This window comes from Piscinibacter sp. PDB1-1 (genome assembly GCF_056675995.1).
The window spans coordinates 943,691-956,726 of sequence record NZ_JBWVZJ010000001.1; the positions used below are offsets into that span (position 1 = coordinate 943,691).

The 13,036-nt window shown below is 65.7% G+C and carries 9 protein-coding genes and 1 pseudogene; 6 read left to right on the top strand and 4 right to left on the bottom strand.

What is annotated here, in order from left to right; translation table 11 throughout:
- Nucleotides 1–6 precede the first annotated feature (6 nt).
- The 6 genes and pseudogenes from AC1KAR_RS04215 to AC1KAR_RS04240 all read left to right on the top strand — a co-directional run.
- Nucleotides 7–369, top strand: a pseudogene (locus tag AC1KAR_RS04215) (integration host factor subunit beta); the annotation flags it as partial.
- 15 nt (nt 370–384) lie between these two features.
- A complete protein-coding gene (locus AC1KAR_RS04220) occupies nt 385–738 on the top strand; it encodes a LapA family protein (RefSeq protein ID WP_480314771.1) in 354 nt (117 codons plus the stop codon).
- Nucleotides 728–1,885 (top strand): lipopolysaccharide assembly protein LapB, encoded by a 1,158-nt coding sequence (lapB, locus tag AC1KAR_RS04225; RefSeq protein ID WP_480314773.1) that lies wholly within the window; start codon nt 728–730, stop codon nt 1,883–1,885. The genes AC1KAR_RS04220 and lapB overlap by 11 nt, the downstream gene beginning before the upstream one ends.
- Entirely contained in the window at nt 1,885–2,826 is a 942-nt protein-coding gene (gene rfaE1 / locus AC1KAR_RS04230) for a D-glycero-beta-D-manno-heptose-7-phosphate kinase (protein ID WP_480314775.1), read from the top strand. Before lapB ends, rfaE1 begins: the two co-directional genes overlap by 1 nt.
- Nucleotides 2,823–3,824, top strand: a complete 1,002-nt coding sequence (gene rfaD / locus AC1KAR_RS04235) for an ADP-glyceromanno-heptose 6-epimerase (RefSeq protein ID WP_480314777.1) — start codon at nt 2,823–2,825, stop codon at nt 3,822–3,824. Before rfaE1 ends, rfaD begins: the two co-directional genes overlap by 4 nt.
- A 185-nt stretch (nt 3,825–4,009) precedes the next feature.
- Nucleotides 4,010–4,330 (top strand): ComEA family DNA-binding protein, encoded by a 321-nt coding sequence (locus tag AC1KAR_RS04240; protein ID WP_480314780.1) that lies wholly within the window; start codon nt 4,010–4,012, stop codon nt 4,328–4,330.
- A gap of 160 nt (nt 4,331–4,490) precedes the next feature.
- On the opposite strand, the gene AC1KAR_RS04245 is transcribed toward AC1KAR_RS04240, so the two are convergent.
- The 4 genes from AC1KAR_RS04245 to dnaE form a co-directional block, all read right to left on the bottom strand.
- Nucleotides 4,491–6,917, bottom strand: coding sequence for a membrane-bound PQQ-dependent dehydrogenase, glucose/quinate/shikimate family (locus AC1KAR_RS04245; RefSeq protein ID WP_480314782.1), 2,427 nt, complete (start codon nt 6,915–6,917; stop codon nt 4,491–4,493).
- A 278-nt stretch (nt 6,918–7,195) separates the two neighbouring features.
- Nucleotides 7,196–8,446: a patatin-like phospholipase family protein gene (locus AC1KAR_RS04250; protein ID WP_480314784.1), complete on the bottom strand. Its 1,251-nt coding sequence runs from the start codon at nt 8,444–8,446 to the stop codon at nt 7,196–7,198.
- A complete protein-coding gene (locus AC1KAR_RS04255; protein ID WP_480314786.1) occupies nt 8,343–9,338 on the bottom strand; it encodes a 2OG-Fe(II) oxygenase in 996 nt (331 codons plus the stop codon). The genes AC1KAR_RS04250 and AC1KAR_RS04255 overlap by 104 nt, the downstream gene beginning before the upstream one ends.
- A gap of 184 nt (nt 9,339–9,522) precedes the next feature.
- Entirely contained in the window at nt 9,523–13,020 is a 3,498-nt protein-coding gene (gene dnaE, locus AC1KAR_RS04260; RefSeq protein ID WP_480314788.1) for a DNA polymerase III subunit alpha, read from the bottom strand.
- Nucleotides 13,021–13,036: the final 16 nt, after the last annotated feature.

Below are 13,036 nucleotides of genomic sequence, written 5' to 3' on the forward strand. Positions count from 1 at the left end.
CGACAAACCCCGGAACTGGATCGACAGAAAAGAATGACGCGCTCCGACCTCGTTGCCCGTTTGGCCGAACAATTCGGCCAGTTGACGCACCGCGATACGGAGTTCGCCGTCAAGACGATTCTGGATGCGATGTCCGACGCGCTCGCGCGCGGGCACCGCATCGAGATCCGCGGTTTCGGGAGTTTCTCGATCAACCGCCGCCCGCCGCGGATGGGGCGCAATCCCCGTTCCGGCGAGCAGGTGGTGATCCCCGAAAAGCTCGTACCTCATTTCAAACCTGGCAAGGCCCTGCGGGAAGCAGTGGACGCACAGGTCAAGCTTGAAGATCCGGTGGCCCACCCTCAGGCCCCCACGGGTACCGATAGCTGATTCACTCCCTGGCGCGTGGGTCCCCTGACCCTAGAATCCAAGCCAGGAGTCGTGATGAAAATCATTGTTTGGCTCTTTCGGGCCGCCCTCTTTTTCGTATTGCTTGCCTTCGCGCTGAACAACCAGCACGAAGCGACCATCAAGTGGTTCTTTGGCCAGGAATGGCACTCGCCGATGGTGTTTGTGGTGCTGGCCGCCTTCACCCTGGGCTGCGCATTCGGCGTGCTCGCGATGGTGCCGAGTTGGTGGCAACACCGCCGTGCCGCCCGCAAGCAGCGCGACACCGATCCGCTCGACAACTCGCCAGAACCCCCTCGCCCCGACCCCTCGCTGCCGAGCGACGCCAAGCTACTCCAACATGAACTTTGATTTGCAGTGGTTGCTGCTCGGCTTGCCGATCGCATTCGCTCTGGGCTGGTTGGGCTCGCGCCTGGACCTGCGGCAGTGGAAGCGTGAGCAAACGGACTCGCCCAAGGCCTACTTCAAGGGCCTGAACCTCTTGCTCAACGAGCAGCAAGACAAGGCCATCGATGCGTTCATCGAGGCTGTTCAACACGACCCCGACACCACCGACCTGCACTTCGCGCTAGGCAATCTGTTCCGGCGGCGCGGCGAATACGAGCGCGCCGTGCGCGTACACGAGCACTTGGTCAGTCGCGCGGACCTGCCTCGCTCGGAACGCGACCGTGCTCAACATGCACTCGCGCAGGATTTCATGAAGGCCGGTCTGTTCGACCGCGCAGAACAGGCCTACAAGGAGCTCGAAGGCTCGGCGTTCGACACCGAGGCGCGCCTGGCACTGCTGACGCTGCACGAGCGCTCGCGAGACTGGCGTGCAGCTGTCGAGACCGCGCAGCGGCTCGAACGCAGCGGCACTGCATCGTTCGCTTCGCGTATCGCGCACTATTGGTGCGAGATCGCCCTCGAAGCCGACGCGCAGAAGCGGACCCAAGAGGCCGACGATGCTCTGATACAGGCGCGTGCTGCTGCGCCCAATGCGGCGCGCCCCAATGTGCTGGCCGGCCAGCGGGCTCATGCGCGCGGCGATCACGAGATTGCGCTGAAGGCCTGGGGTGACCTGATGACAGCTCACCCGGCCGCGTTCAATCTCGTGGCGCGCGACTACGCCGTCAGCGCCATGGCCTTGGGTGACACGTCCGACGCGCTGGAACGGCTGCAGGCGATCTACCGACGCGCACCGACCATGGACCTGCTCGCGGCCATCGCCGTGCTCGACCCCGGGCCAAAGGCACAACGCCAAAGGCTGCTCCACCATCTGCAGGAACAGCCCATACTTTCTGCCGCGCAGGAGCTGCTGCGCCAATCTGCCAGCGAAAGTGCGCCGCTCGACGCCGCCGAAACCCAAAGCCTCAGCACGGCCGTGACACGCGCCGCCAAGCCGCTGCAGCGCTACCGCTGCGCGGCCTGTGGCTTCGAGGCGCAGCACTATTTCTGGCAATGCCCCGGCTGCCTGAGCTGGGACAGCTACCCGCCGCAGAGATTGGAGGACATGTGATGAGTGCAAGCGCAGCCGTGAGCCGCGAGAGATTGGCCGCCGCGCGCGTGTTGGTGGTTGGGGATGCCATGCTCGACCGCTACTGGTTTGGCGCCGTGGAACGCATCTCGCCCGAAGCGCCGGTGCCTGTGGTGCGCGTGAATCGCGAAGAAGAGCGTCTGGGTGGTGCTGCCAATGTGGCCTTGAACCTCAAGACGCTCGGCGCACAGGCCACCTTGCTCACCGTAGTCGGTGAAGACGAACCCGCCCGCAAGCTGCAGCAGCTTCTGGAGCAAAAGGGCGTGAAGACGCTGCTTGGTCACGACCCGCAGCTGTACACCATCGTCAAGTTACGCATCATCGGGCGCTCGCAGCAACTGATCCGCATCGACTTCGAGAATGCGCCCGACCACGAGGTGCTGGCCGGCATGCTGCCGGAGTTCGAGAAGGCGCTGACCGTGCACGATGTCGTGCTGTTCTCCGACTACGGCAAGGGTGGCCTCGAGCACATCCCACGCATGATCGAGCTGGCCCGCAAGGCCGGCAAGCCCGTCCTGATCGATCCCAAGGGAAGTGACTACGCGCGCTACGCGGGAGCCACGACCATCACCCCCAACCGAGCCGAGTTGGCCCAGGTCATCGGCGACTGGACCAGCGAGACCCAGTTGCACGAGCGCGCCGAAGCGCTCCGGCAAAAGCTGCGCATCGACAACCTGGTGCTCACCCGCTCCGAAGAAGGCATGTCGCTTTTCGAAGCCACCGGCGAGACGCGGTTCCATGCGCAGGCGCGCGAGGTGTTCGATGTCACCGGCGCGGGCGACACGGTGATCGCAACGCTGGCGGCGATGCTCGCCTGCGGCTTGTCGACGCGTGATGCCGTGCCCGTTGCCAACAAGGCCGGCGGCCTCGCGGTCGGCAAGTTCGGCAATGCGACCCTGACCTACGAGGAGCTGTTCGAATGAGCACGAAGATCGTTGTCACGGGTGCCGCCGGCATGATCGGCAGCAACATCGTCCACGGCCTGAACGCACTGGGTATCGACGACGTGATCGCCGTCGACGACCTGACCGACGGTCCCAAGTACCGCAACCTGCTGGGCGCGAAGATCAGCGACTATTTCGACAAGAGCGAGTTCTACAGCCGATTCGCGCGCGGCGAGTTCGGCAACGTCGAGGCGGTGCTGCATCAAGGCGCTTGCTCCGACACCATGGAGCACAACGGGCGCTTCATGCTCGACACCAACTACCGCTGCTCGAAGGACCTGCTCGACGCCTGCCAGGCGCAGGGCGTGCGATTGCTCTACGCGTCTTCGGCCGCAACCTACGGTGGAAGCGACACCTTCCGTGAAGAGCCGGCGTTCGAGCAGCCGCTCAATGTCTACGGCTACTCCAAGCTGCTCTTCGACAATGTGGTCCGCCGCATGCTCGGTGGTGCGAAGGCCCAGGTGGCCGGCTTCCGGTACTTCAACGTCTACGGGCCGCGCGAGCAGCACAAGGGCCGCATGGCCTCGGTCGCCTTCCACAACTTCAACCAGTTCAAGGAGACCGGCAAACTCAGGCTGTTTGCCGAGTACGGTGGCTACGCGGCCGGCGAACAGTCGCGCGACTTCATCTACGTCGACGACGTGGTGGCCGTGAACATGTGGTTTTTGCAGCACCCCGACAAGAGCGGCATCTTCAACCTCGGCACCGGTCGGGCACAGCCGTTCAACGATGTGGCCATGGCTGTCGCGAATGCTTCGCGCGCACTCAACGGTGAAGAAGCGCTGGCGCTCGATCAGCTCGTGCGCAAGGGCCACATCGAATACATCGACTTCCCGCCTGCCCTCGTCGGCAAGTACCAGTGCTACACGCAGGCCGACATGTCGCGCTTGCGCGCAGCCGGCTGCGAACACCAGTTCGCCGATGTGGCCACGGGCGTGTCGCGCTACGTGGGCTGGCTCGCGCAGCAAAGGGCCTGACCCGCTCCGCCCCTCGCACCCTGCCCTCACACCCTCCCCTCACGCTCGCCCGCCCCACCCTCCCATGGATGCCCCTCTTCGGCGGCCCACCTCAAGGGGACTGTCAGAAGCAGGTGGCCTGACTACAGTGCCGCCAGGGATGCAGGAGGTCTGTGTCCCGCCAACAAGACTCCAGGGAGGAATCAATGATCAAGAAGTTTCTGTGCATGCTCGCCATGCTGATGGCGACCGCCACGGCGTGGGCCGCGGTGGAAGTGAACAAGGCAGACCAGGCCGCGCTCGAGTCAGTCAAGGGCATCGGCGTCAAGATGTCCGAACGCATCCTCGTCGAGCGCAAGAAGGCGCCGTTCAAGGACTGGACCGATCTGATGGGCCGCGTGAAGGGCGTCAAGGAAGCCACCGCCACCAAGCTGTCGAAAGAAGGCCTGACCGTCAACGGCACGAGCTTCAACACGCAAGCGGCCGTCAAGCCACCCGCGAAGAAGGCCGCCGACACGAAGAAGTAATACAACGCATCACACCGCGTCTCCGCTTGGCCTGCCGGCATCCTGCCCGCAGGCTTTTTTCTTCAGTCGAGTTCGGTGGTGTGAAAGTCGATAGCCCGCCCGGGTAGGTAAGCCAGCCGCGCGGCTCCAGGAAGGCACCGCACGGCCGCGGGTCGCAGCCTCAGTTCGGCTTCAGCGCATACGCCAGCACGTAGTCCCCCCGGTCCGGCGACTGGCGTGCGCCGCCCGCGGTGATCACCACGAACTGGCGGCCGCTCTTCGGTGACTGGTAGGTCATCGGCCCGCCCTGGCTGCCCACGGGCAGGCGGCCCTTCCACAGCTCCTTGCCGTTGCTGCTGTCGAAGGCGCGCAGGTAGTAGTCCTGCGTGCCGGCGATGAACACGAGTCCGCCCTGCGTGGCGAGCGTGCCACCGAGCGTAGGCATGCCGATGGGGACCGGCAGGTGCATCTTGATGCCCAGCGGCCCCGTGTCGCGCACCGTGCCTACCGGCACCTGCCATGCGATCTGGCGCGTCTTCAGGTCGATAGCCGACAGCGTGCCGAACGGCGGCGCCTGGCACGGGATACCGGCCACCGACAGGAAGCGGTTCTTGTTGACGGCGTATGGCGTGCCCTTGAGCGGCACGGCCCCCATGCCGGTGTTGACCGCCTCGCCACCTGCCGACGTGCCGCCCCGGTTCGCCGACGGGATCATCTGGACCCACAACCCGAGGCGCATGTCGTTGACGAAGATGAAGCCGTGTACCGGGTCGGTGGAAACGCCGCCCCAGTTCATGCCGCCCAGAGAGCCGGGGAAGCTCAGCGAAACGTCGGTGCCGGGCGCGGTGTAGAGGCCCTCGTAGCGCATCTTCCGGAACGCGATGCGGCACAGCAGCTGGTCGAAGGGCGTGGCGCCCCACATGTCCGACTCGGTCAGGTGCTGCGCGCCGATCTGCGGCATGCCGACAGACAGAGGTTGCGTGAGCGCGTACGGCTCGTCCGGGATGTCCGCCTTCTTGACGGGCACTTCGCGCACCTCGGTCAACGCCTGCCCCGTGGCACGGTCGAGCACGTAGAGCTGACCGGCCTTCGTGCCCACCACCAGCGCAGGCACGGTGCTGCCGTCCGCCTTGGCGAAGTCGACAAAGCTCGGCTGCATCGGCAGGTCGAAGTCCCACAGGTCGTTGTGCACGGTCTGGTAGACCCACTTCTGCGCACCGGTGGTGGCGTCCACCGCCAGGATCGAGGCGCCGTACTTGTGATCCAAAGCCGTGCGCTTGCCGCCGTACAGGTCGGTGGACGGGCTGCCCATCGGCAGGAACACCGTGTTGAGGGCGGCGTCATACGACATCGGGGCCCAGGAATTGGGCGTGCTGCGCGCGTAGGTCCGGCCTGGGGCCGGGGGCTCCTTGTCGGTTGGATGGCCCGGGTCGAAGGCCCAGCGCATCTGCCCCGTGATCACGTCGAACCCGCGAATGACGCCGCCAGGCATGTCGGCCTGCACGTTGTCGGCGACTCGGCCACCCACCACGACGGTGGTGCCCGCCATCAACGGAGGCGAGCTCAGTTGGTAGAGCGGATCGGGCGCTTCACCCAGCCCGGCCTTCAGGTCCACCTGGCCGTTCTGCCCGAAGCCGGCGCACAGCGCACCGGTGTCTGCGTCGACGGCGATCAGGCGGGCGTCGATGGTGTTCGTCAACAAGCGGCGCACGCAGGGGCCGCTCGCCGGCGACATGACCGGCTGGACCGGCGTGGCTCCTGACGCCACCGGCGGCAGCGGGGCCGTGCCATCGAAATACGCCAGGCCGCGGCAGCGCTGCCAGACCTTCGACGTCGCGGCGATCGGCTGCTTCCAGAGCTCCTTCCCGGTGTCGGCGTCGAGCGCGATCAGGTTGTTGTGCGGCGTGCACAGGAAGAGCTTGTCGCCCACCTGCAGCGGCGTCAGCTGGTCCTCCGCGCCGTTGCCGTCGCTCAATGCGACATCGCCCGTGCGATAGGTCCAGGCCACCTCCAGGCGGTCGACGTTGTTGCGCTGGATCTGGTCCAGCGCGGCGAAGCGGCTGCCGCCAACGGTGTTGCCGTAGTGCAGCCAATCCTTTTGCGCCTTCGCCGGATCGACCGGCGTCAGGCCGGGGCCAAGGCCCGTGGCCACCGTTGGGTGCGGCACGAACATCCCCGCGAACGACCCCACCAGCAACACGGCGAGCACCGCCGACACCCACTGCGCACCGCGGCGCCGCACACCCGCGAGCGCCGGGCTGACCAGAGCCACCAGGAGGCCGAGAGCCCCGAGCGCGAAGAGGCGGGAGAACAGCGGCCAGAAGTTCAGGCCGGCATCGACCAGCGCCCACACCGTGCTCGCGACGAGGATCGCGGCGTAGAGCCCTGCCCCGCTGGCGCGGCCTCGCCACAGCAACACGCCGGACACCAGCAGCGCCACCCCCGCCGCGGCGAAGTACCAGGTGCCGCCAAGCGTCAGCAGGTAGCCGCCGGCGACGAGGAAATAGAGCCCGAAAAGCAGGCAGAGCGCCGCCACGACTCGGCAGATCGCGCCCGACCCACGGCCCGAGTGGCGCGCACTTGCATCGTTCTTCACGCTGGAAACCATGGTTGACCTCGCAGAAGAGCCTTCAGCCATGACAGGCGGGGCCGTGACGACACGGCGTTAGGTCTTCCGCGGCCCCGGGGCCCGGCGCCGCTGAAAGGCCCCTGATACGGCGACGGAATGTTATGCCGGAGCTACCCGCCACGGCCATCCACGGCACGCGACACCCTGACGCGCTCCGGGTCGGATCGGCGCGGTGTCGCCAAGAGGGCGTACGCTCCCGACGCAAGAAAGGAAGCCGGCAAGTACTGAGAGGTGCGTGCCGGCGAACCCGGCCGCCGTTATTCGAGCTCGGCCGTGTAGAAACCGCTGTCGGGCACCGGCCCGCCACGGGGCTTCGAACGGCGCTCCCAACCAAAGAATGCGGTGACCTCGTCGCGCCGCGACATCGTGTCGGCGTAACCCAAATCCACCAGTTCGCGGGTGTAGCTCGACTCGAACAGCAGGTAGCTCGCGAGCGCCGCACCCCGTGTGTCGTGGCCCTTGCCGCTGACCCCCACGCCGCGCAGCAGCGCACGTATCGACGTCGGCAAGGCATTCACATGCTTGGTCGCCAGATCGTCGAGCCGCTGGGACGGCGCAATCACCAGCACCTGGATCGGCCGCAAACTCGTCGATGCGAGCGCCTCGGGCGGCAGCAGCGACAGCGTGTTGTTGATGCGCTGCAAGCGCTCCACATCGACCGCCAGCGCATCCAGAAAGATGTTCGACAACGCATGCCCGGCAATCTGCGCGAAGTTCGGGTACGCCCCGCTCACCTTGCGGCGGCCCGGAGGCTCGTGCATGCGGCCCGCACCGACCACCAGGATGCGCGAGGCCCCCAAGTGGACGGCCGGCGAGATCGGCGCCGATTGCCGCATCGACCCATCGCCAAAGTACTCGGTGATGCCGTCGAATTCGAGCGGCACCGCCGGGAAGACAAACGGGATCGCCGCCGAGGCCAGCAGATGCTGCACCGTGATCGGGCTTCGCACCGCCACGCGTTGCGAGCGGCTCCACGGCGCGAACTCCTGCCGCGAATCGTAGAAGGTGACGTGCGTGCCCGAGCTGTAGCTCGATGCCGTGACCGCCAAGGCCTGCAGATGGCCCGCCTGGATCACCTCGGGCAGCCGATCCACGGCCACCATGTCGCTCAGCAGCCCTTCGAGCGGGGCGTTGTCGAGCAGCGAGCGCAAACGAGCGCGCCGCCAGCGCGCGATCACCCAGCCGAGCGACATCATGGTGAGCCAGCGCGCACCGGTGCGGATCACGCCGATGGCATCGCTGCGATAGACCTGCTCGGCGCGAAAGTTCTCCCACACATGGGCCATCTGGGCGATGGCACCGTCAAAGTCATCGCAGTGCGTGGCCAACGCCGCAGCGTTGATCGCGCCGGCCGATGTCCCGGTGATCACCGGGAACGGGTTGCTGAAGTCCCACGGCGCCGCATCACGGCGGATCTTCGCAAGCGCCTTCAGCACCCCGACCTGATACGCCGCCCGTGCACCGCCCCCAGTCAAAATCAAGCCCGTCGTTGGAGTTGTTTGAGGCATGCGCGCTAGTGTAGATAGGCAGGCGGCCCCGGATCTCGGCGTTTGCATGCTTGCCAGCTCGCCGTTCCAACAGCGATTTGGCCGCTCCCCACAAGAGCGGTGGCGTCAGATTCTTGAGCAAGAGCTTGACGCGATCGGCCGGGGTCTGGTGAAGAAAAATCGTCGGCCTGCGACCTTGGTCGATCAACGGCACACGGTTGGAGTAGTAGTAGCTGGCCAACGAACGGCGGGCTCGATGGGAAGGCAGAGTCAGCGGTGCCTCGTGTCCGTGATAGCTGCGCGGTCCGTTGGGCAAGACGACGGTGCGACCGAACTCTGGCTGGATTGACTTGGCGCAGCGGCGCTCAACGGCGTCCCACAGATCCAGGGCGCCTTGCCACGCGGGGTCCCAGCCGCGGTTCAGGTAGGTGAGAAGCACCAACTCGTTGGCCAGGCCGGTGTGAGGGTGCTGATCAAAATCGCGGTGGATCTGGAATCGCCCACCGTTGCGTGACTCATGCAATCCGCCACCATGAAGCAAGGGATCCGGCACCAGGCCGGCGATACCCACGATCCGCGAGATCGCCTGAATGAACCAACCGCTGTTGACCAGGCTGAAATACAGGCTGGTCGCAGGCCCAAACCGCGCCGCTTGCGAGCGATAGGTCGATTCCCGCCTTGTGTGCACGTGCTGCAGTTGCGCCTCGGCATGGAGATCGAACTCCTCGTGCACCAAGTCCAGCAAGACAGGGTTGAAACAACCGTCGAGGACCAGATGCGGGAAAGGTGACGCAGCGAACAAGCGCTCCCGCAGCACCAGCAGGTACGCTTCGTCGAAGAAGCGCCGGTCCACCATGTCGTTGAGAGGCAGCTTCCTACCGCGGATCTCGACGCTGTCCTGAGGGGGGCTCACGCAATCACCGCAGGCTCAGCGGCTGCGACCAGGAGAGCACGGGCAAGGTTGTACATGACCTTGCATGAGCAAAGTACAGGCCCGAAATTGACGCGCTCAAAAGAGCGCTGGCAGGCAATTTGTGCAATGACCCCGGCAAACTTGCCGCACAGGCTTTCGCTTGGGCCCTGGCCGGACCTACGCCCTAGTCGTACACAACGCTCGCCTTACCGTGGCTGCCTTCGCGCCAACGCGCCAGCGCATCGTCGGTCGGGAAGAAGCGTCCGTCCTCCCCCAGATCGAGTTCGCCGCTGGCGGCATCGCGTTGCAACACCAGGCGCACGCCCAGCCCCTGCGCCACCGCGCCCTGTTCGGTGTCGATGCGCCGGCTCGGGAAGTCACGCAGCACCTCGGCCACCGGCGGTACGCTGCCGTTGACCTCCACACGCAGGTACTTGCCGAAGCGGCAGCGCGCGGTGGCCAAGTCCCACACCTGCTGGATGTTGAAACGCATGCCGCCCGAGAAGCGATCGGGCTGCACCTTGCCCAGCGCCACGATCAGCTCGTCGTCCTTGAGCAGGTCCTTGTTGGCGTTGAGCAGTTCTTCATTGATCACCGACTCGATCGCCTCGCTCTTGTCATCGAGCTTGAAGATGGCGACGCGGCCGCGCTGACCATTGATCACGCGCAGGTCGCCGATGATGCCGGCGAGCACCTGCGGCTCGCGTGAGTCGATCAGGTCGGAGATCTTCCGTTTGGCGAACTGCCGCACTTCGCCTTCGCACTGATCGAAGAGGTGGCCTGAGAGATAGAAGCCGAGGGCGACTTTCTCCAGGCTCAGACGCTCCTTGATGCTCCAGGGTCGCGCCTGCACCAGCTCCGGCTCCTGCGTCGAAGCGGCATGCGAATCGCCGAAGTCGAACAGCCCACCTTGATCGGCGTGCGCGGCCTGGGTTTCGGCAAAGTCGAATGCCAACCCGACGCTGGCCACCATCATCGACCGCTCGGCATGAAGCAGGTCGAACGCGCCGGCCTTGATGAGCGCCTCGACCGTGCGCTTGTTGATGCGGCTGCGATCCACGCGAGCGCAGAAGTCGAAAAGGCTCTTGAACGGCCCGCCTTCGGCGCGCGCGGCGATGATGGCTTCGATCGCGCTTTGCCCGGTGCCCTTGATGGCACCCAGGCCATAGCGCACAAGCTTGTCGCTGACAGGCTCAAACCGGTAGTTGCCAGTGTTGACGTTGGGCGGCTCGAACTCCAGGCCGAGCATCACCGCGTCGTCGTGGAAGATCTTCAGCTTGTCGGTGTCGTCGAGCGCAACGCTCATGTTGGCCGCCGTGAACTCGGCCAGGTAGTGCACCTTCAGGTAGGCCGTGTGATAGGCCAGCAAGGCGTAGGCAGCGGCGTGCGACTTGTTGAAGCCGTAGCCCGCGAACTTCTCCATCAGGTCGAAGATCTCGTTGGCCAGCGGCTCGGCGATGTTGTTCTTGGCCGCGCCAGCGGCGAAGGTGGCGCGGTGGGCCACCATTTCTTCGAGCTTCTTCTTGCCCATGGCGCGGCGCAGCAGGTCGGCGCCGCCGAGCGAGTAGCCGCCCAGGCGCTGCGCCACCTGCATCACCTGCTCCTGGTAGACCATGATCCCGTAGGTCTCCTTGAGCACCTCTTCCATCAAGGGGTGCGGGTACTCCACCTCTTCGCGGCCGTGCTTGCGCGCGCAGAAGCTCGGGATCAGGTCCATCGGGCCCGGGCGGTACAGCGCAACCAGAGCGATGATGTCTTCGAACACGCTCGGCTTGGCATCGCGCAGCATGCGTTGCATGCCGGTGGATTCAAGCTGGAACACGGCCACCGTCTTGCCTTCGCTCATCAGCCGGTAGGCTGCGCGGTCGTCGAGCGGGATGTTCTCGAGCAGGAAGTCGCGCTGGTCGGCGTGGCGCGCGCGGATGTACTCCTTGGCCAGCTCCAGGATGGTGAGCGTGGCCAGGCCCAAGAAGTCGAACTTCACCAGGCCGATGGCTTCGACGTCGTCCTTGTCGTACTGGCTCACCGCCGAATCACTGCCCGGCTGCATGTAGAGCGGGCAGAAGTCGGTGATCTTGCCGGGCGCGATCAGCACGCCGCCGGCGTGCATGCCGATGTTGCGCACCATGCCTTCGACACGCTCGGCCAGGGCCAGCAGTTCGGCCACTTCTTCTTCGTTCTTTTCGCGCTGCTCGATCTCGGGCGCTTCGGTGCGCGCGTAGATCAGGCCCGGGTCGGGTTTGTCGCCGGGGCGGGCCAGCGTCACCGTCTTGCCCGGCGGCGCGGGTACGAGCTTGGCGATGCCGTCCACATGGCCATAGCCCATGCCGAGCACACGGCCCACGTCGCGCAGCGCGGCCTTGGCCGCCATGGTGCCGAAGGTGGCGATCTGGCTCACCGCGTCGCGGCCGTACTTGTCCTTGACGTAGTCGATCACGCGATCGCGGTTGCCCTGGCAGAAGTCGATGTCGAAGTCAGGCATCGACACGCGGTCCGGGTTCAGGAACCGCTCGAACAGCAGGTTGTAGCGCAAGGGGTCGAGGTCAGTGATCTTGAGCGCGTACGCGACGAGCGATCCCGCACCCGAGCCCCGGCCCGGGCCCACCGGGCAGCCGTTGTTCTTGGCCCAGTTGATGAAGTCCGCCACGATCAGGAAGTAGCCGGGGAATCCCATCTTCAAGATGGTGTTGAGCTCGAACTCCAGGCGCTCCACATAGCGAGGCATCTGCCGCTCGCGTTCGCTCGCGTCGGGGAAGAGGTGGAGCATGCGCTCCTTCAGACCCTCGTGCGACGCGTACCGGAAGTACGCCTCCGGCTCCATGCGATCACCGTTCACCTCGGGCACCGGGAAGTTCGGCAACTGCGGCTTGCCGAGCACCAGGGTGAGGCTGCAACGCTTGGCGATCTCGATGGTGTTTTGCACTGCGCTCGGGATGTCGGCGAACAGCGCCTCCATCTGCGCCTGCGTCTTGAAGTACTGCTCACGCGTGAAACGCTTGACGCGGCGCGGGTTGGTGAGCGTCTCGCCCTCGGCGATGCAGGTGCGCGCTTCGTGCGCCTCGAAGTCTTCCGGCGTCTGGAACTGAACCGGGTGCGTGGCCACCACCGGCAACTTCATCTGCGCCGCGAGCGGCACCGCGGCGCGCACGTATGCCTCGTTGGTCGGCAGACCCGCGCGTTGCAACTCGATGTAGAAGCGCTGTGCAAAGGTGGCCGACAGGCGCGCAGCCACGGCCTGGGCCCGGCGCGGGTCTTCGGCCAGCAAGGCCTGGCCGATGGCACCCAGGTCGGCACCCGACAGCGCGATCAGACCTTCGTTCAGGGCGTCGAGCCACTCCCACTTGACGCACGCCTGGCCCCGGGCATTCGGTTGCAACCAGGCCCGCGACAGCAGTTCGCAGAGGTTGAGGTAGCCGGTCGTGCTCTGAACCAGCAGCAAGAGACGGCTGGCCTGCTTGTCGCCTTCGGTCGGCTCCAGCCAGACGTCGGCGCCCACGATGGGCTTCACGCCCTTCTTGCGCGCGGTGCTGTAGAACTTGACGGTACCGAACAGGTTCGACAGGTCGGTGATGGCCAGCGCGACCTGCTTGTCCTTGGCCGCCGCGCCGACCACTTCGTCGATCCGCAAGGTGCCATCGACGACGGAGAACTCGGTGTGGGTGCGCAGGTGAATGAAGGCCATCCGGGCATTTTAGGGA